Origin of the sequence: Corynebacterium sp. ACRPF, from assembly GCF_022347395.1 — a bacterium.
In the GTDB taxonomy this organism is placed as follows: domain Bacteria; phylum Actinomycetota; class Actinomycetes; order Mycobacteriales; family Mycobacteriaceae; genus Corynebacterium; species Corynebacterium tuberculostearicum_D.
The window spans coordinates 1-23,272 of sequence record NZ_JAKRNB010000024.1; the positions used below are offsets into that span (position 1 = coordinate 1).

A 23,272-nucleotide genomic window follows, 5' to 3' on the forward strand; every position below is an offset into this window, starting at 1 on the left:
TCAATAGCTGCAGGGAAACGCCCGGTCCCATTCCGAACCCGGAAGCTAAGCCTGCACACGCTGATGGTACTGCAACCGGGAGGTTGTGGGAGAGTAAGTCACCGCCGACACCAAACAACAATAGATAATTTAATAACCCAAAAGAAGGGAAGAGAACGGAACACCCACCGTCCTCTTCCCTTCTTTCACGTTTTGCGGGGAGCAAGCATCACGCAACGGAACACGTAGCGAGCCGCGTGCCGCCGGGGTGTAGTAGGCGACGAACCCTAAACCTTTGCTTTTACCCCCGTTGCTGGTCGTGGCGCGACTCTGGGGTTCCCTGCGGATTTAGGACACCTTATTCGAACATAAACACCCCCACCGGGGTCACATGTCCACCAGTCGGGATACTATAAAGGCATTCGTTAGAAAATACATACGAACCCTGTTCTTCTCTGCTGGAGTGTCCTGCTTATGACTGCCACACTTGCCCCGCCCGAACCAGATACCACCCTCGACTACCCAGACACCCTCCTCATAGGTGACCACCCCGACACCGAGGCCCTAGACGATGGTGATGTGCCGGAAGCGTTCTACACCACCAACGCACCCGGCAACCACATCGGCAAAGCCGGCACCTACACACGCAAAACCTCCTGGTTCCTCTACCGCGCCATCCTCCCCCAACTAGACGACGACGTCGACCTGAGTCTCACCAGCCTCGCCAAAGACCTCGGCATCTCCTACCACAAGCTCCTAGGCTTCCTGCGCGCTCACTTCCGCATGCGCCAACTACCCCTAGTCACCGAAGTCCAAGGCCAGCATTGGATACTCGACCTGACCAAACTGCGCATCATCGACCGCGAACTCACCCGCCTAGACAAAAACCCAGACCACCTCGAAGCCATCGACGCCGCACTCGCAGACTTCCTCACCCCCACCACACCCAACCAAACCGTCCCCACCGACGCCGACCTGCGCCGCTTCATCCGCACCTTCATCGACACCCACCTGCGCCCCGAAGACAAAGAACAACAACCCGAACCACGCCTGCGCATCAACTACAACCCCGATAACACCACCACACTAACGCTAACCTGCGATAGCGCCACCGCCACCATCATCGCCCGCCACATCGACGCCTACACCAACCAGGCCACCACCACCGCCGCACAAGCACTCATCGACCTCATACTCGAAGACACCCACACCAGCGTTGCCATCAACACGTTTACCACCAACCCCGAGACCAACCTGGTCTTCCACCCCGGTGCCGGATGGATAAACCTCAACCACGCCCCCACAGACAACACCTTCATCCGCCGACTCAACGCCGACGAGACAGACTCATACACCCCCACCACCGACATCCGCGCCTACACCCAAGGCAGAGACGCCACCTGCCGCTGGCCCGGCTGTACCGTCCCCGCCACTAGGTGCCAACTCGACCACCGCATCGAATACCACCTTGGCGGGCCTACCAGCCCAGATAATTTAGTAAACCTCTGCCAACACCACCACAACATCAAAACCGACCGCAGAGTCCATTACATCCTCGACCCGATTACCGGAACCATCGCCTGGCTCCACCGCGATGGCACCTACCAACTAGACCACCCCACGGGACCATTAGCCACACACCACACCCACTGGAACCACACCTGGGCCCAATACCTCACACACCAACAACAACGAACACAGCGAAAGGAGGGCTAGGGAGTAGGCCGGAGCCCGCAGTGTGTGACCCACGAGAACGGTGGTGCCGGGCTCTCGTATGCCGTTTTCCTCCTCAGGGATGATGTCGGCCGGGGGCCACGGTCGCTAGACTTAAATAGGTAATTTCCCATTTACAAGGAGAATTTGTCTCATGACTAATGCTGCGGCTCGCGCCGTTGACTTGTTTAAGCAATACGGAAGCGATGACACAGCTGTCGTCGCTCTTGATCATGTATCCATTGAATTCGGCAAGAACGAATTCACGGCGATCATGGGCCCATCGGGTTCCGGTAAGTCGACGCTGATGCACACCATGGCTGGTCTCGATTCAGCGACCTCCGGATCAGCATTTATCGGTGATACCGATATGTCGGCGCTCAATGACAAAAACATTACGGCCTTGCGTCGTGACCGGCTGGGCTTTATTTTCCAGTCCTTTAACCTTGTGCCCACGCTGACTGCGGCTGAAAACATTACGCTGCCTACGGATATTGCGGGTAAGGGCGTCGATAAGCAGTGGTTTGAGGAGGTCACTAGCCGCCTCGGCCTAGCAGAGCGCCTGGAACACCGCCCAGCTGAATTGTCTGGCGGACAGCAGCAGCGCGTGGCCTGTGCTCGTGCATTGGTTTCTCGGCCGGAAATCATCTTCGGCGATGAGCCAACGGGCAACCTGGATTCGAATTCTTCGGCCGAGGTGCTCGACATTTTGCGAACCGCGGTGGATAAGGACGACCAAACAGTGGTCATCGTGACACACGATGCCAAGGCCGCCTCGTATGCGGACCGGGTGGTTTTCCTTGCTGACGGCAAGCTTGTGAATGAGTTGCACAATCCGACGATGGAGGCCATTCACCAGGTAATGGCGGAGATTGAGGGCTAAATGGCACGCGGAAACGCAATGCGTAGAGTGTCTCTGCGCAATATCGTGGCGCATAAACTGCGCCTTGGGCTGACGATTCTCGCGGTGGTTTTGGGCACCGCGTTTATTGCCGGCTCGTTTATGTTTACCAATTCGCTGAAGTCGACGTTTGACTCCGCTGTGGATAATCAGTTCCGCGGCGTGGATGCAGTGGTGAGCCAAAAAGACGACAATGGCGCGAAACTGGATGACAAGCTGCGCCAGAAGTTGGCCGACGATAAGGATGTCAAGAACATCAATATCGCGGATTCGGAGACCGTTGTCGCGGCCGATGAGAACTCGGAGGCCTTTCAAACCCAGGGCGGCACGGCCAGTGTTGTTCCGTTCTACCCGGAAGACCAGGTCGTTGGTGGCGCCGATAAGTTGAAGGAGGGCGAGGAGCCTAGCGGTAAGGACGAGGTCCTCATCAACTCTTCCGCGGCCGACAAGTACGACATTTCCGTGGGCCAGAAGCTGACTGTGGTTCACCCCGATGAGCAGGATGAAGTCACCGTCTCTGGCATCTCGGAGCCCGCGGTAGACCAGGGCGAGAGCATCGTGCTGAGCATGGCTGAAAAGGATTACCTGGAGCGCTACGGCGAGCCGAGCCAGCTCAAGGTTTCTGCAGCCGATGGAGTGGATGCGAATGCCTTGGTGGACCACCTGAACGAGAAGTATGAAGTCAAGGCGGAGTCGGGTGAGCGCCTGGCTGAGGAGACCTCGGAGATGATGTCTTCTGCCTTGAAGTTCATCAATTACTTCCTCATCGCCTTCGGCCTGATTGCGCTGCTGGTAGGCACCTTCATCATTGCGAATACTTTCTCGATGATTGTCGCGCAGCGAACGAAGGAGTTCGCTCTCTTGCGTGCGCTGGGTGCTTCCCGTCGCCAGATTACAAACTCGGTGGTGGTGGAGTCCGCCATTGTTGGCGTTCTGGGCTCCATTGTTGGCGTGATTGCGGGTATGGGTTTGGTCGCAATCATTAAGGCAGTCATGAGCGCGCAGGGAATGTCACTCGATGGCGGCTTGGGCCTGAGCGTTTCGGCCATCGTAGTTCCAATTATTTTGGGCACCATCGTGACGGTTGTATCCGCGTGGGCGCCGGCACGGCGCGCGGGCCGCGTACAGCCGGTGGAGGCAATGCGCACTACCGAATCTGCTTCCGGAACTTCCCTGAAGGTACGCACGATTTTCGGTGCCACTATCTTGCTGGTGGGTATTGTTGCGGCGTTGGCAGGCGTGCTTTCCGACGGCGAAACCAGCGTCCGCGCCATCCTCGTCGGCGTTGGCGCGTTCGGCGTCATCGTCGGATTCTTCCTGGCCGGCCCTGCTTTGTCGCTGCCTCTGGTGCCGACGGTGGGCAAGGCAATCGGTGCACCGTTTGGCGCTATTGGTTCACTGGCGGCGACTAACTCGCGACGCAATCCGCGCCGCACCGCCGCCACTGCCTTCGCGCTAACTTTGGGCGTGGCGCTGGTGACCGCTATTGGCATGCTTGGTGCAACGATGAAGTCTTCTGTGGCCGATACCGTGGAGCAGAACATCACTTCTGATTACCTGCTTTCCGGTCCTAGCTCCGGTGAATTCCCGACGCCGAAGGATACGGGTAAGCGCGCGGCGGAGGCCGAGGGCGTCGATAAGGTGATTACCGTCGGTATGGCTCCGGTGACCGTCGATGGTCAGGCATCGATGGATTATGGTCCAGAATTCCAGCAAACGACGACTGCGGATGGAGATCCGTCGTCGATGATTGCGCTCGACATGGTCGAGGGCGATGCCAACTTGGAGAAGGGCTTCATTGCTACCGAAGATTTTGCCAAGGAACACGGCTGGAAGGTAGGAGAGACCTACAAGGTTACTTCTGCGGAAAAGGACAAGAAGGCCGAGGCCAAGCTGGTCGGTACCTTTAAGCCCACCGATGTGGTCCAGAATATGGTGCTTTCGCAGGATGTGGCGGAAAAGGTCGCACCAAAGAAGTCCTTTACCGTCCAAATGGTGGGCGTCTTGGGCCAGGAAGGCTATGACAAGGAAGAACTGCGCCACAACCTAGAGGACTCGGTCAAGGATTTGGTCGTGGTTCAGGTTAATTCTGGCGAGGAGTATGCGGGCCAAGCCGCCGGGTTCATCGACCAGATGCTTTCCATCTTGTATGGTCTGCTTGCCCTTGCAGTGATTATTGCCGTGCTGGGAATTGTCAATACCTTGACCCTGGGTGTTATTGAGCGACGCCAGGAGATTGGCATGTTGCGTGCCGTGGGTACGCAGCGCCGCCAGATCCGCACGATGATCACTCTTGAGTCGGTGCAGATTGCGCTCTTTGGCGCGGTGATGGGCATCCTTATCGGCCTTGGCTTGGGCTGGTCCTTTATCAAGATTCTCGGTGATGAGGGATTGGATTCCGCGCAGATTCCGTGGGCGATGGTGCTCATTATGCTCGTAGGCTCGGCTATCGTCGGCATTATCGCGGCCGTCTGGCCGTCGAACCGTGCGGCAAAGACGCCGCCATTGGAGGCAATCGCAGACTAGGTATACAGCTAATGGTCTCATTCTTCGCGTGGAGAATGAGACCATTTTGCTTATATGCCGTGATAAATGCGGGCCGCCCAGATGGTGCCGCGCCAGGCTAGAACGATGCCGAGTCCGATGGTCCAGAAGAGGTATTTGCACAGTCGCCACCACTGTTTGCGTTTGATCATCTCACCCAGTTCCTTCGCCAATGTGGACCAAGTGGATAGGCCGCCGGCGAGGCCGAGGGCGAGGAAGGGGTGGAGAAGGGGGGCGTCGGCAAGCTGGGCGAAACCATAGGCCAGGCCAAGGGCTAGAGAGCCCAAAATATTCGCCACGAAAGTGCAGTAGCGGGCGGGGACAAGCCGGGTAAAGCCATAGCGCAGGCTGCCGCCGATGAAGCCGCCGATAAGGACGCAGAGAAGATTCATCGCAGCTTGTCACCTGCCAAGTAGCCGCCCACGCAGCCAACGATGGTGGCTAGGACATAGGCCAGGGCGACGGCCCAATGGGCCTCGGAGGTTAGGAAAGCGAAGGTAGCGAAGCTGGTGAAACCGCCGAGCACGCCGGTGCCCCAAAAGGGGCCGGGGCGGACGTAGCCCATGAGGACACTGCCGAGGATATTGATAAGGAGCAGCGGGAGCATGCCGCCGCCGAGCGCGGCGGAGAGGAGGTACCTGGCTACCGCGCCGAGCGCAGCGCCAGCACCCACGACGAGGAACTGAGGCATGCGGCCTATGTTACTTCCAGTCCATCCCCTGGGACTCTACGAACGCGCGCACCTCATCGACTGGCTTATTGAGCTTGGGGTCAAAGGCTAGGTAGGCCTTGGTCTCGCGGGCCACGAGGCCGGAGAGCAGGAGCAGGCCAATGAGGTTCGGGATGGCGATGAGGCCATTGGCCAGGTCCGAGAAGGTCCAAGCGAGCTCGAGCTCCGAGACGGAGCCGACGAAGAGGAGGCAGGCGAAAAACATGCGGTAGGGGATAGAGGCCTTGCGGCCGCAGAGGGACTCCAGGGAACGCTCGCCGTAGTATGCCCAGGCCATGATGGTGGAAAAGGCGAAGAAAATAATGGAGAGCGAAACGATGGTGCCGCCCCAGTCACCTGGGAGTACGCGAGAAAAGGCCTCGGCTGTCATGATTCCAGCCTCGTCGCGGCCCATATCCCAGGTACCGCCCACAACAATGACCAAGCCAGTGATGGTTACCACGATGATGGTGTCAATGAAGGTCTGCGTCATCGATACCAACCCCTGGCGCGCTGGGTGCGGGGTCTTGGCAGCCGCGGCGGCGATGGCGGCGGAGCCCATGCCGGACTCATTGGAGAAGATGCCGCGGGCAACACCGTATTGAATAGCCATCATGATGGTGGAGCCTACGAATCCACCGCCGGCGGCGGTGCCGGTGAGGGCATCGCTGAAAATCATCGCAAAGGCGGCGGGAATCTCCGCGGCATGCGAGAAGATTACATAGAGCCCGCCCAGGACGTAGACGATGATCATCAACGGTACGAAGGCGGCGGTAATGCGCCCGATGGCGTGGATTCCGCCGAGGAGTACGGATCCCACCAAGACGAAGAGGATTGCACCGGTGGCCGCTGGGGCGATACCGAAGGTTGATTCCATATTGGTGGCCACAGCATTGGCTTGGGCGAGGTTGCCGATGCCAAAGGAGGCGCAAATTGCAAAGATGGCAAAGAATACTGCGAGTACCGATCCGAGTGGTCCGGGGATGCCACGCTTTAGGTATTGCTGCGGCCCGCCGGACATCTCGCCCTTGGAATCCGTGGTGCGAAAACGCACACCCAGGTAGGCCTCGGTGTACTTGGACGCCATGCCCACAAGGCCGGTAATCCAGATCCATACCAGTGCGCCAGGGCCGCCGATCGACAACGCGGTGGCCACGCCCACGATATTTCCCACTCCCACGGTGGCGGCAAGGGCGGTGGTCAGCGCCTGATAATTGGAAATATCACCCTCGGTGGACTGTTCGTCAGAGTCTGTGGCAAAGACGTGACGCGTCGCGCGGCCCAGCGCTCGGAATTGCAGTCCGCCCAAACGAATGGTCAGCCACAGGCCGGTGCCCAGCAGGAGGGGAATGAGGACGAATGGTCCCCACACCACGGTGCTGATGGCGGAGAGGATGGAATTAAGCGAGTCCATTCTGTAAATCTAGCGAACTATAGAAATGGAGTAAATTTGCCCATACCCCCAGCCGGGGGAATATTCGTCCTGCGCAACCACGGGAGAGAAGGCAAGCTGGAATGGCATACCACCCCAACCCTTCAAGGAGCACGCCATGGCCCACGAGCGCGCCGGCACGCTGGCACAGCCCGCGGATCTTATTGATATCGCAGAATTGGTCACCGCCTACTACACCCGTACCCCGGACGCCGATAACCCGGATCAGCAGGTGTCCTTCGGTACCTCAGGCCACCGCGGCTCCGCGCTGGATCGAGCCTTTAATGAGGCTCATATCCTAGCGATTACCCAAGCCATTGTGGATTACCGCGCGGAACAAGGCGTTGCTGGGGCGATTTTCATCGGCCGCGATACCCATGCGCTCTCCGAGCCCGCCATGGTCTCCGCCCTTGAGGTGCTGCTGGCCAATGGGGTGGAGGTTCGCGTCGACGAGCGCGGCCGCTACACGCCGACCCCGGCGGTCTCCCACGCCATCCTGACCCACCCCGGCACCGATGGCATCGTGATTACCCCGTCCCATAATCCTCCCCGCGATGGCGGCTTCAAGTACAACCCGCCTACCGGGGGCCCGGCCGACGCTCAGGCCACCGATTGGATTGCGGGTCGCGCCAACGAGTACCTGCGCGCCGGGCTGGAGGGCGTGAAGCGGACGCCTGTCGTGGGCGTGCTGGACGAGCGCTGCGTGAAGCACGACTACGTGCACAACTACGTGGCTGACCTTAAAAATGTGGTGGATATGCAGGCCATTAAGGATTCCGGCCTGCGCATTGGCGCTGATCCCATGGGTGGCGCCTCCGTGGATTATTGGAAGGCCATCGCTGACCACTACGAGCTCAACATGACCGTGGTGAATCCGGAGGTGGATGCCACTTTCCGCTTTATGGCCTTGGATACGGACGGAAAGATCCGCATGGATTGTTCCTCGCCTGATGCTATGGCCTCGCTTATCGACGCCCGCTCAAAGTTCGACCTTGCCACCGGCAACGACGCCGACGCGGACCGCCATGGCATTGTCACTCCCGATGCCGGCCTAATGAACCCCAATCACTACCTTGCCGTGGCTATCGAGTACCTCTTTAGTCACCGCCCGCAGTGGGGGAGCGCTGGTGTGGGAAAGACCCTGGTGTCTTCCTCCATGATCGATCGCGTGGTGAAAAACCTGGACCGCGAATTGGTGGAGGTTCCCGTCGGCTTCAAGTGGTTTGTGCCGGGATTGGTCGAAGGCACCATTGGCTTCGGTGGCGAAGAATCCGCCGGTGCGTCTTTCCTCCGCTTCGATGGCTCCGTATGGTCCACCGATAAGGATGGCATCATTATGGATCTGCTTGCCGCGGAGATCACCGCGGTGACGGGTAAGAGCCCGTCCCAGCGCTATGCAGAGCTGGCGGAAAATTTCGGCGCCCCAGCCTATACCCGTACCGACGCCCCAGCTAACCGCGAGCAAAAGGCCATCCTGAAGAAGCTATCTCCCGAAAAAGTCAGCGCTACGGAGCTGGCAGGGGAGGAGATCGTGGCCAAGCTAACTGAGGCGCCCGGCAACGGTGCCGCCATCGGCGGCCTGAAGGTGGCGACTAAGAATGCGTGGTTCGCTGCCCGCCCTTCTGGTACGGAAGACAAATACAAAATCTATGCGGAGTCTTTCCTGGGTGAGGAACATCTCAGACAGGTACAAGCAGAAGCACAGGCAGTTGTTTCCCATGTATTAGGGGTTTAACGCTACACTCATCCTCGTGAGTAGCAAGATTAATGGGAAGCTGGTGCTAGATAGCATCAGCTTCATCGCCCGCTTCTTTATGGCCTGGGTGTGGATTGACGCCGGCGTGCATAAGCTCGGCAAGACTCTAGACATGACCCAGGCCATCAAGGGCTATGACATTTTTACGCCTGATTGGGCTCTTTACCTCGCAACGGTCATTGGCCCACTGGAGGTTATTGGTGGCGTGCTCTTGCTGCTCGGGCTGTTTTTGCGAAAGTCCTCCATCGTGGCCACCGTCGTGTTGCTGCTCTTTATGGTGGGCATCGCACAAGCTTGGGCCCGTGGACTGGATATTGACTGCGGCTGCTTTGGCTTTGACGCCCAAAATCCTGACCGAGGAATGGATTATGCGAAGACGCTGCTGCGCGACGCCGCATATCTATTCCTGACCCTATGGACCATCAAGCGCCCTTTCACCAAGTTTGCCCTTCACCCCTAGTAGTGGGGCAAGGTAGGCTGATCGAGTCCGAAGAATTTCAAAGGCAAGGTTCAAATGAGCAAAGTATCTGACCCGAACGCCAAGGGTGGCAACGGATTTATTTGGGGAGTCGGAGTACTCCTCGTCATCATTGCCGTTGTCATTGGCTACATCGTGTGGAACGGTAAACAGTCCGATGATGGCATCGAAGACGTCAATATGACGATGGAGTACAGTGACGGCGCTATCACGCTGAAGGGCGAAAATGCTACGGACGATACCCCTGAGGTAGATCTGTACGAAGATTACTCCTGCCCACATTGTGCAGAATTGGCGCAGGCCACTGATGGCAAAATGAAGCAGGCTATCGAGGACGGCAAGCTCATCGTCCATGTACGTACCCTCAACTTCTTGGATGGCGAACATATTGAAAGCCAGGACGGCTACTCCACCAAGGCGGCAGCCGCAATGTCCGAGTTGGCCAAGTCCGGTGATGCCAAGACTTACTGGAATTTGCGTGATTTCCTCATGCAAAACCAGCAGAGTGTAGCAAATAAGTGGGAGACCGGAGATATCGCTGACCAAGCCAAGGAGCTTGGCGCGGACGATGATGTCGTTGATTCCATCAAGGATGTAGACGTCAAGCAGGGCAATAAGGTGGCGAAGACCAACTACGACAAGCTGGATAAAGAAACCGGCTCTGTCTCCTCGCCGCGTATTGTTCAAAATGGCAAGGATGTTCCATCCGAAAAGGACCAAAAGGCCGGCAAGAACCTGGGAGATTGGGTAGAGATCGTCACCCAGTAGCAGGCGATTTGGAGAGTTAAATACCCTCCATGTATATTTAAGCGAGTTGCAGCCCACAGGGTTGCACCTCGTTTGAGGGGCTATGGCGCAGCTGGTAGCGCACCACACTGGCAGTGTGGGGGTCACGGGTTCGAATCCCGTTAGCTCCACAATATAAAGGAGAGGAACATTAGTTTCTCTCCTTTTTCTTGTTGCGGTGGGCTAGAGCTCCACCAGATCCTCATCGAGCATGCGCTGATCGATGGCGATGCCCACGGCCGCGCCGCTGCCCATCGCTTGCGAGACTTGGTCCGGCGAGCTGACCACATTGCCGGCCGCCCACAGGCGTGATACCGAGGTCTGGCCATGCTCTACGCTGACCCACCCGTTGGTTAATTCGCAGCCGGCCTCCCGCAGCAGTGCGTCATTGGGCAGAAAATCGGGCCCTGTAAAGCACGCTTCATAGGTGTCTTCTCCAGTGGAGCTTTGCACTACTACGCCGGTCGACGATGCCTTCTCTGGCCGGACTTGTGTCACTTGCGCATCGTTTACCTCTACACCCAATCCGGCGAGTTGGGTGCGATCAAGATCGGTGAGCTCAAGGCCGTTGGGGTAAAAGGTCAGCGTGTCCGTCCACGTGGACAGCAGCTTGCTGATCCGGATGGTAAAAGGCGGATTCGCGCCGCCGATGAGTGCAACCTTCTTTCCGGTAACTTCGTAGCCATGGCAGTATGGGCAGTGAAAGACCCTGGTGCCCCACAAATCGCTGAGGCCGGGGACGGCAGGGAGCTTGTCCGTGAGCCCCGTCGCGACGAGAACGTGGCGGGATTCGAGAACCTCGTCGCTGCCAAGTTTTATCTGCCAAGGCTCGCACTCGGAAACACGGGTGAGTTTCTCCACCGAGCCCTGGGTAATGATTCCGCCGAATTTCTTGACCTCCGCGTGACCGCGCTGAAGCAGTTCGGCGGGAGCCGCGCCATCGAGGCCAAGGATGCCGTGGGCATGTTCGCTGAAGCGATTGCGGGGAGCCTCAGAATCGATTAACTGAATTTTTCGGTTAGCGCGGGCCAAGGTGATGGCCGCAGCGGTGCCGGCAAAGCCACCGCCGATGATGATGACGTCCGAGTACATTGCTCCTCCTTTATAGGAAGTGGGTAGCATGGTTTGCAGCCGAGTATATGCAGTCAACATCGAAGGGGCTCGCGCGCAGAATGACTGATGAATCCACAGGGTTCTTTACACGCGACGCGCTCTATGGGGCGTCGCCTGTACAGGCGCTAGGCAGGTTCTTTGTAAAGTACTTCAACTTTCGTGGCCGGGCGTCCATGAGTGAGTTTTGGTGGGTTTTCGGTTTCCTCGTGCTGAGTTCTGTGGCAATCGGCATTATCGATCGGCGCTTTGGCGTGGATATTGAGACTATTGCCGAGGCGGTACTTGTGATTCCAGTCGTTTCTTTGATGTGCCGGCGGCTGCACGATTCCGGGAGGACGGGGTTGTTATGCCTGATTGGGTTCATTCCCGTGCTCGGTGGAATCGCGTTGCTCTTTATGATGGCCCTGCCCACGCAGGGCCGCGCGGCGCTTTAAAAATTTCCTTGCCTGATTAGGCTGGGCGGCATGCAGACTTTTTCAAAGCGAGTACGCGACAGAGATCAAGCAGGTGCCGAGGCTGCCGGACTGCGGTGGCTCGGGGAGGCCACCGACGCGGTGGTCAACGTCGTGAGCGCCGACGGGCTGGAAATAGTAACCGAGCGTGTGGACGAGGTCATGCCTACGCCGGAGGCGGCGCGGACATTTGGTGCGGAGCTGGCACGCATGCACCGCGCGGGAGCCGAAGCGTTTGGCGCGCCTCCCACCGGGTGGGAAGGCAAGAACTTCATCGGCAGTATCGAACAGGACTGCCTCCCGACGGATAATTGGGGGGAGTTCTACGTTCAGCAGCGCGTGCTGCCTTTTGCGGAACTGGCAGGGATTAGTGCGGCGCAGCTGGACTTGGTAAGGCGTGCCTGCGACGCCATCGTCGCGCGCAGTTGGGATGTGGCGCCGGCCCGCATCCACGGCGATCTGTGGGCGGGCAACCTGCTCTTTGACGCGGACGGCGGCATCATGATTGACCCCGCCGCCCATGGTGGGCACCCGCATACGGATTTGGGGATGTTGGCGCTTTTCGGGGCACCGTACCTCGAGGAGATTTTCCGGGGATATGGTGCGCCGAAGGACATTGAGAAGTGGATTCCCATGCACCAGCTACACCCGTTGGCGGTGCATGCGCTTACGCACGGCGCCAGCTATAACCGCCCGTTGGAGCGCGCGGCTGCCGCAACCTTGGAGGCGCTGAGCTAAAGATTCGGCCCCTGCGGCATGATGCGTTTGTGGGCGCCGCGGCGCCATAAGGTTTCGATGCGCTCGCGGGCGGCGTCGGGAACCGCTTTGCCCTCCAGGTAGTCATCGATGTGGGCGTAGGTGACGCCGAGGGCTTCTTCGTCGGGAAGCTGGGGCTTATCGTCCTCCAAGTCCGCGGTGGGAACCTTCTCCCAGGTAGAGCGCGGGGCACCAAGGTGCTCTAGGAGGGCGGCGCCTTGGCGCTTATTGAGGCCGGCCAAGGGGAGGAGATCCGCCGCGCCATCGCCCCACTTGGTAAAGAAGGCGGTGACGTTTTCCGCCGCATGGTCGGTGCCGATGACTAGCGCGCCGACCTCACCGGCGATGGCATATTGGGCGGTCATGCGCAGGCGGGCTTTGGTATTGCCACGGTTGAAATCGGTGACGTCGGCAAGCTGCAGCGCATCCGCCACCTGCTCGTCGAGGGCCAAGGTGGCCGGCTTGATATCGACGGTGGGGCGGTGATCGGGCTGGATGAAATCCAGAGCAATCTGGGCATCGTCCTCATCGGCCTGCACGCCGTGGGGCAGGCGCACGGCCCAAAACTCCGCGCCGTCGACGCGCTCCACCGCCAGCTGCGCAAGCTTTCCCGCCAAGGTGGAATCTTGGCCGCCAGAGATCCCCAGCACGTAGCCTTTAGCGCCGGTGGCGCGCAGGTATTCAACCAGGAAATCCACGCGGCGCTGCACTTCCGCTTCTGGATCGATAAAGGGGCGCACACCCAGGGCTTTTATGATGGTTTGCTGCAGGTTTTCGGCATCGTTCGACATGACGTTCATGGTAGCCGCCTGACACAATATTGTGCTGTGAATAAGGAAGTTTATGTCAAGGTAGTAGCTGGCATAGCGGCCCTCGGCGGGCTGCTTTTTGGATACGACACCGGAGTGATGTCCGGTGCCTTGCTTTTTATTAGCCCCGAATTCGACATGAGCGCCCACCAAGAGGGATGGGTGACCTCGATGCTGCTTGTGGGGGCGGCTGTAGGTGCGCTTACGGCTGGGCGCATTGCCGATAGATTCGGCCGGCGGTTTACGTTGATTGCGGGTGGCATCATTTTCGTGTTGGGCTCCATCTGGTGCGCCCTGTCCGGTTCGGTGGGGATGCTGGCCACGGCGCGCACGTTCTTGGGCTTTGCCGTGGGTGCGGTATCCATCGTTTCCCCCATGTACATCGCGGAGATAGTGCCCGCCAAGGTGCGCGGGCGCATGGTCTCACTTAATACCCTGGCGATTGTGGTGGGTCAGTTGATGGCCTACTTGGTCAACTCCGCGTTGGCCTCTACTGGCAGCTGGGAGTGGATGCTGGGCTTGGCCGCCGTGCCGGGCCTGGCGCTGGCGCTCGGAATGGCTTTCCTGCCAGAGACGCCGGTATGGCTAGCGACGAACGACAAGATGGCTCGTGCTCAAGAAATTGCCGGGCGCGCCGGGATGGATATATCGGAGCTGACTTCGCAGGAGACCGCGCGCAAATCCAGCGGGTCTGAGTGGAAGGCGCTTGCCGCCAACCGGTGGATGCAGATTACGGTGCTGCTGGCCATGCTGATGGGGCTAACGCAGCAAATTACCGGTGTGAACGCCATCGTGTACTTCGCGCCGACCATGATGAATCAGGTGGGGATTTCTACGGCCAATTCGGTCTACACCTCCATCGTTATCGGCACGGTATCCGTGCTCGCCTGCTGGGTTGGCCTAAAGGTAGTAGACCGCATTGGCCGTAAGCGCCTATTGCTCATCGGCCTGACCGGCAACGTGGTCTCGCTATTCATTCTTTCCGTCGCCTATTCCCACGCCCAGGATTCCACCGCTATGGCCATGGTCTCTTTGGTATTTATGGCGCTGTTTATCGCCTTCCAACAGGCGGCGGTCTCACCCACGACATGGCTGCTTATCTCCGAGCTAGTGCCGCTGCAGGTGCGAGGTCTAGGCATGGGCATCGCCGGATTGTCTTTGTGGGCAACCAACTGGGCCGTGGCGCAGTATTTCCTGCCGCTAGTGGAGTGGCTGACTGGCCCCGTGGCGTTCATCGTCTTCGGAGTTTTTGGTCTCATCGCCATCGGCTACACCAAGGTTTTGGTTCCAGAGACGATGGGACGTAGCCTGGATGAGGTAGGCGAGGAGATGAAGTCGCGCTACGAGCGCGAGTCCGCAGTCGTCAAGCCTTAGTGTTTTGGTATTGACGGCCGTGTGAGGTAAAATTTTCCCTCGTGTCATGGCTGGGGATTCCCAGTCCGTGCTTTATTTATTCAACCGCATGTAGATTGCGCATAACGAAAGGAGCGCCCGATGAAGGTCCGTAAGTCCCTTCGGTCGCTGAAGAAGAAGCCGGGCGCCCAGGTTATTCGCCGCCACGGTAAGGTCTTCGTGATCAACAAGAAGGATCCCCGTTTCAAGGCTCGTCAGGGCTAATTGATTCGCGATTCCGTCCGCTCCCTCCGGCTGTCCGGAGTGGGGCGGATTTTTTATGCCTAGGCTCTGGCGCCGAGGATAAATTCTTTTAAGATCGGGTAAGCATAAAGACAAATATATGAATATAATTATTTTGTCTATCCATACCGTAAGAAAGAAGAAGAATGTCCCAGCGAATCGTTGCTGCGCTTGTTGCTGCCGCCCTCGGATTATCCGCCCCTGTCGCTCAGGCTGCGGAGCCGGAGTGGGAGTCCTCTGCGCCGGAGTCCCTTGGTATCAATGACCCGTCCTGTGTGCCTTCTGGAGACATTGCAGAGCCCGTTGTGTTGCTGCATGGAACCTCGAATAATGCTTCCGTGTGGGGTAATCTAGTTCACCTTTTGCAGGACCAGGGGGCATGCGTGTGGGCCTTTGACTATGGTGCCGATGACGTCACCTTGCAGAATATGATTCCGAGCGTCAAGGCAATTGCTGACTTGGATGATTCTGCAGCGGAAATTGCAGACCAGGTGGACTATGTACGCGAGGTCACTGGCGCGGAGAAAGTAAACTTAGTGGGCCATTCTCAGGGTGGCATGCACATCAAGACCTATACGCAGATGCACGATGGGGCGGACCATGTGTCTCATGCAGTGGCGCTGGGTGGTAACTTCCACGGCACCACGCTGGGCGGGCAGGGGGAGGCGCTCTCTAAAATCATTGCCTTTGCGCCGCACCTCGCCGCTTTTATGGCAAGTACGGCCGGCATTCAGCAAGTGGTGGGGTCGGAGTTTATTAAACGGCTCAATGCGCTGCCAGATACCGCGCCAGGCGTGCTTTATACCTCCATTTACTCGCCGGGGGATACGACGGTGACTCCGAATAGCTCTTCGCAGCTGGCGCTTGGCGACGGCGCCGATGTGGTCAACCTTGACTTAAGCGAAGTCTGTGGCGTGGCTCCTCGGCACGACAAGCTGCCGACCGACCCGACGGTGTTGAGTCAGGTCATTTTTGGGCTAAAGCGCGCCCCTGGGGAGGGTCCGGACCCGGCGACCTGTGCCTCTGGCGAGCCTTCGGTAGTCGGCTCTTAAGGTGACGTACCAGCCCTAAAATGTGAATTTTGGCACACAAAATGGTGAACTCCAGGTAAACCTGCAGGAATACCATTGGTGTAGTTTCATGGCTGTTCGTAGGTGTGGACAACATGTGGGGCCTGGGGGTGTGCCATCCTGGGAATACCACGGCTGTAACTACTACATATTGTGTTAGTTGCGGGCATTTCCCCCAAAGTATAGTGTCGTTGATGTTGCTCAGAGCGGCGCAGGAAGCGCCCGCATAGGCGGGAAAACGCGCCCCGCTCTGACGAATTTTTCAATGCAGGAGCTTTAAGGATCTATATGTCTATCACCGTTTACACCAAGCCAGCATGCGTCCAGTGCAATGCCACCAAGAAGGCCCTCGACCGTGCCGGCCTTGAGTACGACCTCGTCGATATCTCGGCCGATGAAGAGGCCCGCGATTACGTTATGGCACTGGGCTACGTTCAGGCCCCAGTGGTTGAGGCTAATGGCGAGCACTGGTCTGGTTTCCGCCCTGACCGTATCAAGGGCTTGGCTTCCGTAGCGGCCTCTGCTTAAGAGAATAGGGGAGGCCAGTAGCGATGTTGGTCGTGTATTTTTCCTCCGCGACGGAAAATACGCACCGGTTCGTGCAGAAACTGGGCTTTCCTAGCGCGCGCATCCCGCTGCGCCGCACGGACGAGCCCCTCAAGGTCAACGAACCCTATGTTTTGGTGTGCCCCACCTATGGCGGGGGTGCGTCCATTAACCACCAGAACTCCCGGCCCGTGCCCACACAGGTAATTAAGTTCCTGAACGATGAGCACAACCGTAGTTTCATTCGCGCGGTAATCGCGGGTGGCAATAGCAACTTTGGCGCCGACTTTGGCAAGGCTGGTGACGTCATCAGCGCCAAATGTAAAGTGCCCTATGTATATCGTTTCGAGTTGCTGGGAAACGAAGACGATATAAAAATTTGTCGTGAAGGCTTATTGGCTAACGCCGCCGAGCTTGGGCTCGAGGCCGCGGCCTAGCGCCCACTACGACTTAAATAAAGATCCTGATTTTTTAAGAAAGGCCTTGTCAGCTGTGAGTACGCAATTGGGGAAGACCGTCGCCGAGCCAGTAAAGCCAGAAGAGCAGTTGGACTACCACGCTCTGAACGCGATGCTGAATCTCTACGATGCAAACGGCAAGATTCAGTTTGATAAAGACCGCGAGGCCGCTAACCAATTCTTCCTGCAGCACGTAAATCAAAACACGGTCTACTTCCATGATCTGGAAGAAAAGATCGACTACCTGATTAATAACAAGTACTACGACCCGCAGGTGATCGAGCAGTATGATTTCTCCTTTATTAAGGAGCTATTCAAGCGCGCTTATTCCTATAAGTTCCGCTTCAAGTCCTTCCTGGGCGCGTATAAGTACTACACCAGCTACACGCTGAAGACCTTTGATGGCCGCCGCTACCTCGAGCGCTTTGAGGACCGCGTGTCCATGACCGCCCTGTTCTTGGCAGACGGCGACGCAGGCTTGGCCGAGCACCTCGTAGACGAGATCATGACCGGTCGCTTCCAGCCGGCTACCCCGACCTTCCTCAACGCTGGCAAGGCCCAGCGCGGCGAGCTCGTCTCCTGCTTCCTGCTGCGTATAGAGGACAATATGGAGTCCATCGGCCGCTCCATCAACTCCGCGCTGCAGCTTTCCAAGCGCGGCGGCGGCGTGGCCCTGCTGCTGTCTAATATCCGCGAGTCCGGTGCCCCGATTAAGCACATTGAGAACCAGTCTTCCGGCGTCATCCCCGTGATGAAGCTGCTGGAGGATTCCTTCTCCTACGCCAATCAGCTCGGTGCCCGCCAGGGTGCCGGTGCGGTCTACCTCAACGCGCACCACCCGGACATCATGAACTTCCTGGATACCAAGCGCGAGAATGCGGATGAGAAGATCCGCATTAAGACCCTCTCGCTGGGCATTGTAGTGCCGGATATCACCTTTGAGTTGGCTAAGCGCAATGATGATATGTACCTCTTCTCGCCGTATGACGTCGAGCGCGTCTATGGCAAGGCCTTCGGTGACATCTCCGTCACCGAGCACTATGAGGAGATGGTGGAAGACCCACGCATCCGCAAGAAGAAGATTAACGCCCGCCACTTCTTCCAGACCGTGGCCGAGCTGCAGTTCGAGTCCGGTTACCCGTACATCATGTTCGAGGACACCGTAAACCGCGCGAATCCGGTGAAGACCTCGTGGATCAACATGTCCAACCTGTGCTCGGAAATCCTGCAGGTCAACTCCGCCTCCGAATTCAACGCGGACCTGACTTATGAAGAGCTGGGCAGCGATATTTCCTGCAACTTGGGTTCCCTGAATATCGCGATGACCATGGATTCGCCGGACTTCGCCAATACGGTGGAAACCGCCATCCGCGGCCTGACCGCAGTGGCGGATAAGACCTCCATCGATTCCGTTCCGTCCGTGCGCCGTGGTAATGACGAGTCCCACGCCATCGGCTTGGGCCAGATGAACCTGCACGGTTACTTGGGCCGCGAGCACATCGAGTATGGCTCGGAAGAGGGCTTGGACTTCACCAATGCCTACTTTGCGGCCGTGCTGTATGCGGCGCTGCGCGCTTCCAATAAGATTGCCCGCGAGCGCGGCGAGTACTTCACGGAGTTCCCGCAGTCCGAGTATGCCTCCGGCGAATTCTTCGACCGCTACGATCCGGAAGAGTTCAAGCCGAAGACCAAGAAGGTGCAGGAGCTTTTCGACGCCTCTTCGATCCACACCCCGTCCGCCCAGGACTGGGAGGACTTGAAGCAGGATGTGGCCAAGCATGGCCTGTATAACCGCAACCTGCAGGCGGTGCCGCCGACGGGCTCGATTTCCTATATCAATAACTCCACCTCGTCCATCCACCCGATTGCCTCCAAGATTGAGATCCGCAAGGAGGGCAAGATCGGCCGCGTCTACTACCCGGCGCCGCACATGGATAATGACAACCTGGAGTACTTCAAGGACTCCTATGAGATTGGCTACGAGAAGATCGTTGATACTTATGCCGTAGCCACCAAGTATGTGGACCAGGGCCTATCGCTCACGCTCTTCTTCAAGGACACCGCGACCACCCGCGATGTCAACCGCGCGCAGATTTATGCGTGGCGTAAGGGCATTAAGACCTTGTACTACATCCGCCTGCGCCAGATGGCGCTGGAGGGCACCGAGGTCGAGGGCTGCGTATCCTGCATGCTCTAAACCGCAGGTAAAGCGCCTCGCTGCACGTCGTGGGGAAGGACGTGCAGCGAGGCGCTTAGCCGTTTTCTGCCCGGGTGCGGTCGAGAATGGTGCGGGAGGTCTCTTCGGCGGCGTCGGCAAGCCCGGCATTAATGGCGCGGGCCAGCTCCATGTGTAGCTGTGTGGTGCCGCCGATGGGGTCGCGCTTGCGGGACCCAAAGACAGACTTGCCCTTGAGCATCGCTACTAGGGAAGGGGCGAGCGCGGCCAGCATCTCATTGCCGGAGGCCCGCAGGATGAGGGTGTGGAAGCGCAGATCGGTTTCTAATTCTTCGCCTACGCGCGGAGACGGGGTGGATTCCAGCTCGGCCAAGCGCGCGGCGAGGCCCAGCAATTCAGCTCGCTGCTGGGCGGTGGCATTGCCTGCAGCCAGACGCGCGGCCACCGGTTCGATGCCAAGCCGCAGCTCGTTGAGTCGGGCCACTTGCTGCCCGCGCGTTTTATCGTTGTCTAAGCGCCAGCCAATGACCGCCGGGTCATAGACCGCCCACTTTTCCATCGGCAGCACCGTGATTCCCACTCGGCGCCCAGAGCTCACCATGCCGAGATGCTCCAAGGCGCGCATGGCCTCGCGGGCTACGGTGCGGGAGATGCCAAAGCGCTTTTCGACGTCCCCCAGCCGGAACCGCTCACCCTCTGCGAGGTCTCCGCTTACTATATCCGCGCCGAGTTGATCCACCACGGAGCCGAGTAGGGGAGGGGTGGCGCTCATCGTGGGTGAATCCTCTCTGTGCGGGCACTCGGTATAGCTGGGATCAGTATAGGCATGAGGCATCCACCACAATGATTTAGAGGGCGGGCGAATTGGGTATGCTGGGGAGCTAAAAGTGTCCGTATTATGTATTGGAGTGACGCCGCGTGTCGCACGAGTACGATGACTACGTTTCTAGTCATGAAAAGCCAGTTAAGGCCATTAACTGGAATAGCATCCCGGATGAAAAGGACCTCGAGGTTTGGGATCGCCTCACCGGTAATTTCTGGCTGCCAGAAAAGGTCCCCGTCTCCAATGACCTGCCCAGCTGGAAGACGCTGACGGAGAAGGAAAAGGAAACCACCATGCGGGTCTTTACCGGCCTGACGCTGCTGGATACCATCCAGGGCACGGTGGGTGCGATTTCCCTCCTTCCGGATTCCCAGACTCTGCATGAGGAAGCGGTTTACACCAATATCGCCTTCATGGAGTCCGTGCACGCCAAGTCCTATTCCAATATCTTTATGACCCTGGCGTCCACGCCGATGATCAACGATGCCTTCCGCTGGTCCGAAGAAAACGAGAACCTGCAGAAGAAGGCCAAGATCATCTTGTCCTACTACAAGGGCGATGATCCGCTGAAGAAGAAGGTGGCCTCCACGCTGCTGGAGTCCTTCCTGTTCTACTCCGGCTTCTACCTGCCGATGTACTTCTCCTCCCGCGCGAAGCTCACCAACACCGCCGATATCATCCGCCTGATTATCCGCGATGAGGCTGTGCATGGCTACTACATTGGTTATAAGTTCCAGCAGGCGTATAAGCAGCTGGATGAAGAGCGCCAAGCGGAGCTGAAGGAATACACCTTCGACTTGCTCTATGACCTCTACGACAATGAGATCGACTACACCGAGGATCTCTACGATGACCTGGGCTGGACCGAGGACGTTAAGCGCTTCCTGCGGTACAACGCCAATAAGGCGCTGAATAACTTGGGCTTTGAGGGGCTCTTCCCAGCCGATGAGACCCGCGTTTCCCCGGCTATCTTGTCCTCGTTGTCGCCGAACGCCGACGAGAACCATGACTTCTTCTCTGGTTCGGGTTCGTCCTATGTCATCGGCAAGGCTGAGGACACCACGGATGATGACTGGGACTTCTAAGCATTCCCGCTGATCAGCGTGGTCTAGCGGCACACCTTTTGCTCGAACTCAACCGAAAGGTTGATAACGAGCGGGGGTGTGTTTTTGCGTTTTGGGCCCGCACAATTCGGCGCGGCTGTGACATATAGCACGCTGGATCTTTGGCGAAAACCGTCGGTGGAAATAGTGGCCGCGCCACGTGCAGGGGCAATGTGGCAGATGTGGTCAGTGGTGAGGCTTGGCCTTGTGGCGAAGTATTGGGGGAAGCTGGAAAGAACAGGGGAAAATGGCCTAATATAAGGCGAGTAAACCTAGGTGTAGGTGGAGTCTGTCCACAGACACTTTGTTATTCAGGAGGATTTTATGACCGCTGTGGCGCCACGGGTCGACGATTACGTCGCCCCCACACGTCCAGAGCCAACCGGTAACGCGAAGACCGGTTCAAAGGCTTGGGTATTTCTAACCACCACCGACCACAAGCAGCTGGGCATCATGTACTTGATCATGTCCTTCAGCTTCTTCTTCCTCGGTGGCTTTATGGCACTGTTGATCCGCGCGGAGCTGTTCACCCCGGGTCTCCAGTTCTTGTCCAATGAGCAGTTCAATCAGCTGTTCACCATGCACGGCACCGTGATGCTGCTGCTGTTTGCGACCCCAGTCGTGTGGGGCTTTGGTAACTACATCCTGCCGCTGCAGATTGGTGCGCCGGACGTGGCCTTCCCGCGTCTGAACGCCTTCGGCTTCTGGGTTACCCTGCTGGGCGGCACCGTGATGCTGCTGGGCTTCGTTACCCCAGGTGGTGCGGCTGACTTCGGCTGGACCATGTACATGCCGCTGGCTGATGGTGTCCACACCCCGGGCATCGGCGCTGATATGTGGATCGTCGGCGTGGGCGCTACCGGTGTCGGTACCATTGCCTCCGCTGTCAACATGATTACGACCATCCTGACCCTGCGCGCACCGGGCATGACGATGTTCCGTCTACCGGTCTTCAGCTGGGCTGTGTTTACCGCGTCCGCCATCGTGCTGATGATCTTCCCGCTGCTGACCGCTGCGGCACTGGGCGTTCTGTATGACCGCAAGCTGGGCGGCCACATCTACGATTCCGCTAATGGTGGCGGCATCCTGTGGCAGCACCTGTTCTGGTTCTTTGGCCACCCTGAGGTTTACGTCCTCGCGCTGCCGTTCTTCGGCGTTGTGTCTGAGGTCGTTCCGGTCTTCTCCCGCAAGCCGGTCTTCGGCTACATCGGCCTGGTCTTCGCACTGCTGGCCATCGGCTCCCTGTCCATGGCTGTGTGGGCACACCACATGTTCGTCACCGGCGCTATCCTGCTGCCGTTCTTCTCCTTCATGACGTTCCTGATTGCGGTTCCAACCGGTGTTAAGTTCTTCAACTGGGTGGGCACCATGTGGAAGGGCCATATCACCTGGGATACCCCGATGATCTTCGCCATGGGCTTCATGGCTACCTTCCTGTTCGGCGGCATGACCGGCGTTATGCTGGCATCCCCGGCCCTGGACTTCCAGCTGGCTGAGTCCTACTTCCTAATTGCGCACTTCCACTACACCCTGTTCGGTACGGTTGTGTTCTCCGCCTTCGCCGGCCTGTACTTCTGGTTCCCGAAGATGACCGGCCGCATGCTGGACGAGCGTCTGGGCAAGATTCACTTCTGGTTGACCTTCATCGGCTTCCACGGCACCTTCCTGGTTCAGCACTGGGTCGGCAACATGGGTATGCCGCGTCGTTACGCTGACTACTTGGAGTCCGATGGCTTCACGGTCTTCAACCAGATTTCCACCATCTTCTCCTTCGTCCTCGGCGCTTCCGTTATCCCGCTGGTGTGGAACGTCTTCAAGTCCTGGCGCTACGGCGAGATCGTTACCGTGGATGACCCATGGGGCTACGGCAACTCCCTCGAGTGGGCAACCTCCTGCCCGCCGCCGCGCCACAACTTCGTTTCGCTGCCGCGTATCCGCTCCGAGCGTCCGGCCTTCGAGCTGCACTACCCGCACATGGTTCAGCGCATGCGCGAAGAAGCACACGTGGGTAGCCACTAAAGCGATATAACTCG

The 23,272-nt window shown here is 58.2% G+C and carries 22 protein-coding genes, 1 tRNA gene and 1 rRNA gene; 18 read left to right on the plus strand and 6 right to left on the minus strand.

Annotated features, from left to right (window positions below; genetic code table 11):
* The 4 genes from rrf to MHX61_RS10075 form a co-directional block, all read left to right on the plus strand.
* Positions 1–110: ribosomal RNA gene (gene rrf / locus MHX61_RS10060) — 5S ribosomal RNA — on the plus strand; the annotation flags it as partial.
* 343 nt (positions 111–453) lie between these two features.
* Complete coding sequence (locus tag MHX61_RS10065) at positions 454–1,695, plus strand: HNH endonuclease signature motif containing protein (RefSeq protein WP_239194546.1); 1,242 nt, start codon at positions 454–456, stop codon at positions 1,693–1,695.
* Between the two features lie 151 nt (positions 1,696–1,846).
* Positions 1,847–2,575 (plus strand): ABC transporter ATP-binding protein, encoded by a 729-nt coding sequence (locus tag MHX61_RS10070; protein ID WP_204611044.1) that lies wholly within the window; start codon positions 1,847–1,849, stop codon positions 2,573–2,575.
* A complete protein-coding gene (locus MHX61_RS10075; RefSeq protein ID WP_239194548.1) occupies positions 2,576–5,119 on the plus strand; it encodes an ABC transporter permease in 2,544 nt (847 codons plus the stop codon).
* A gap of 50 nt (positions 5,120–5,169) precedes the next feature.
* On the opposite strand, the gene MHX61_RS10080 is transcribed toward MHX61_RS10075, so the two are convergent.
* From MHX61_RS10080 to MHX61_RS10090, 3 genes are read right to left on the minus strand one after another with little or no spacing between them, the layout of a single operon-like run.
* On the minus strand, positions 5,170–5,529 hold the full coding sequence (locus tag MHX61_RS10080; RefSeq protein ID WP_204611046.1) for a CrcB family protein: 360 nt from the start codon (positions 5,527–5,529) through the stop codon (positions 5,170–5,172).
* On the minus strand, positions 5,526–5,828 hold the full coding sequence (locus tag MHX61_RS10085) for a fluoride efflux transporter family protein (RefSeq protein WP_239194550.1): 303 nt from the start codon (positions 5,826–5,828) through the stop codon (positions 5,526–5,528). Before MHX61_RS10085 ends, MHX61_RS10080 begins: the two co-directional genes overlap by 4 nt.
* A gap of 10 nt (positions 5,829–5,838) precedes the next feature.
* Entirely contained in the window at positions 5,839–7,260 is a 1,422-nt protein-coding gene (locus MHX61_RS10090) for a sodium:alanine symporter family protein (RefSeq protein WP_239194552.1), read from the minus strand.
* A 136-nt stretch (positions 7,261–7,396) separates the two neighbouring features.
* On the opposite strand from MHX61_RS10090, the gene pgm reads away from it, so the two are divergent.
* The 4 genes from pgm (at position 7,397) to MHX61_RS10110 (ending at position 10,429) form a co-directional block, all read left to right on the plus strand.
* Positions 7,397–9,013 carry a phosphoglucomutase (alpha-D-glucose-1,6-bisphosphate-dependent) gene (pgm, locus tag MHX61_RS10095; RefSeq protein WP_239194554.1) on the plus strand — a complete coding sequence of 539 codons (1,617 nt, stop codon included), beginning with the start codon at positions 7,397–7,399 and terminating at the stop codon, positions 9,011–9,013.
* A 16-nt stretch (positions 9,014–9,029) separates the two neighbouring features.
* Positions 9,030–9,494, plus strand: a complete 465-nt coding sequence (locus MHX61_RS10100) for a MauE/DoxX family redox-associated membrane protein (RefSeq protein WP_239194556.1) — start codon at positions 9,030–9,032, stop codon at positions 9,492–9,494.
* Positions 9,495–9,548: 54 nt separating this feature from the next.
* Positions 9,549–10,280, plus strand: coding sequence for a thioredoxin domain-containing protein (locus MHX61_RS10105; RefSeq protein ID WP_239194558.1), 732 nt, complete (start codon positions 9,549–9,551; stop codon positions 10,278–10,280).
* 76 nt (positions 10,281–10,356) lie between these two features.
* Positions 10,357–10,429, plus strand: a tRNA-Ala gene (locus MHX61_RS10110).
* A 52-nt stretch (positions 10,430–10,481) separates the two neighbouring features.
* Here the strand turns inward: MHX61_RS10110 and MHX61_RS10115 are convergent.
* On the minus strand, positions 10,482–11,390 hold the full coding sequence (locus tag MHX61_RS10115; protein WP_239194560.1) for an NAD(P)/FAD-dependent oxidoreductase: 909 nt from the start codon (positions 11,388–11,390) through the stop codon (positions 10,482–10,484).
* An 80-nt stretch (positions 11,391–11,470) separates the two neighbouring features.
* Between MHX61_RS10115 and MHX61_RS10120 the strand changes: the two genes are divergently transcribed.
* Together MHX61_RS10120 and MHX61_RS10125 are read left to right on the plus strand one after the other, a co-directional pair.
* The gene (locus tag MHX61_RS10120) at positions 11,471–11,845 is read left to right on the plus strand and encodes a DUF805 domain-containing protein (RefSeq protein ID WP_239194562.1); all 375 of its coding nucleotides are present in this window, start codon (positions 11,471–11,473) and stop codon (positions 11,843–11,845) included.
* 30 nt (positions 11,846–11,875) lie between these two features.
* The gene (locus tag MHX61_RS10125; protein ID WP_239194564.1) at positions 11,876–12,601 is read left to right on the plus strand and encodes a fructosamine kinase family protein; all 726 of its coding nucleotides are present in this window, start codon (positions 11,876–11,878) and stop codon (positions 12,599–12,601) included.
* Here the strand turns inward: MHX61_RS10125 and nadE are convergent.
* Positions 12,598–13,419 (minus strand): ammonia-dependent NAD(+) synthetase, encoded by an 822-nt coding sequence (nadE, locus tag MHX61_RS10130; protein ID WP_239194566.1) that lies wholly within the window; start codon positions 13,417–13,419, stop codon positions 12,598–12,600. The genes MHX61_RS10125 and nadE overlap by 4 nt on opposite strands.
* Before the next feature lie 27 nt (positions 13,420–13,446).
* Here nadE and MHX61_RS10135 point away from each other — a divergent pair, with 27 nt between their 5' ends.
* The 6 genes from MHX61_RS10135 to nrdE all read left to right on the plus strand — a co-directional run bounded on the left by MHX61_RS10135 (position 13,447) and on the right by nrdE (position 19,334).
* Complete coding sequence (locus MHX61_RS10135) at positions 13,447–14,802, plus strand: sugar porter family MFS transporter (protein ID WP_239194568.1); 1,356 nt, start codon at positions 13,447–13,449, stop codon at positions 14,800–14,802.
* 120 nt (positions 14,803–14,922) lie between these two features.
* Positions 14,923–15,045 (plus strand): type B 50S ribosomal protein L36, encoded by a 123-nt coding sequence (ykgO, locus tag MHX61_RS10140; RefSeq protein WP_003847162.1) that lies wholly within the window; start codon positions 14,923–14,925, stop codon positions 15,043–15,045.
* Positions 15,046–15,209: 164 nt separating this feature from the next.
* The gene (locus MHX61_RS10145; RefSeq protein ID WP_239194570.1) at positions 15,210–16,115 is read left to right on the plus strand and encodes an alpha/beta fold hydrolase; all 906 of its coding nucleotides are present in this window, start codon (positions 15,210–15,212) and stop codon (positions 16,113–16,115) included.
* A 306-nt stretch (positions 16,116–16,421) separates the two neighbouring features.
* Positions 16,422–16,661: a glutaredoxin-like protein NrdH gene (gene nrdH, locus MHX61_RS10150; protein ID WP_204611069.1), complete on the plus strand. Its 240-nt coding sequence runs from the start codon at positions 16,422–16,424 to the stop codon at positions 16,659–16,661.
* A 23-nt stretch (positions 16,662–16,684) separates the two neighbouring features.
* Positions 16,685–17,116 carry a class Ib ribonucleoside-diphosphate reductase assembly flavoprotein NrdI gene (gene nrdI, locus MHX61_RS10155; protein WP_239194572.1) on the plus strand — a complete coding sequence of 144 codons (432 nt, stop codon included), beginning with the start codon at positions 16,685–16,687 and terminating at the stop codon, positions 17,114–17,116.
* A gap of 55 nt (positions 17,117–17,171) precedes the next feature.
* A complete protein-coding gene (gene nrdE, locus MHX61_RS10160) occupies positions 17,172–19,334 on the plus strand; it encodes a class 1b ribonucleoside-diphosphate reductase subunit alpha (RefSeq protein WP_239194575.1) in 2,163 nt (720 codons plus the stop codon).
* Positions 19,335–19,389: 55 nt separating this feature from the next.
* On the opposite strand, the gene MHX61_RS10165 is transcribed toward nrdE, so the two are convergent.
* Complete coding sequence (locus MHX61_RS10165; RefSeq protein WP_239194578.1) at positions 19,390–20,085, minus strand: FadR/GntR family transcriptional regulator; 696 nt, start codon at positions 20,083–20,085, stop codon at positions 19,390–19,392.
* 146 nt (positions 20,086–20,231) lie between these two features.
* Between MHX61_RS10165 and nrdF the strand changes: the two genes are divergently transcribed.
* On the plus strand, positions 20,232–21,221 hold the full coding sequence (gene nrdF, locus MHX61_RS10170) for a class 1b ribonucleoside-diphosphate reductase subunit beta (RefSeq protein ID WP_204611074.1): 990 nt from the start codon (positions 20,232–20,234) through the stop codon (positions 21,219–21,221).
* Positions 21,222–21,563: 342 nt separating this feature from the next.
* Positions 21,564–23,258, plus strand: a complete 1,695-nt coding sequence (gene ctaD, locus MHX61_RS10175) for a cytochrome c oxidase subunit I (protein ID WP_150850758.1) — start codon at positions 21,564–21,566, stop codon at positions 23,256–23,258.
* Positions 23,259–23,272 lie beyond the last annotated feature (14 nt).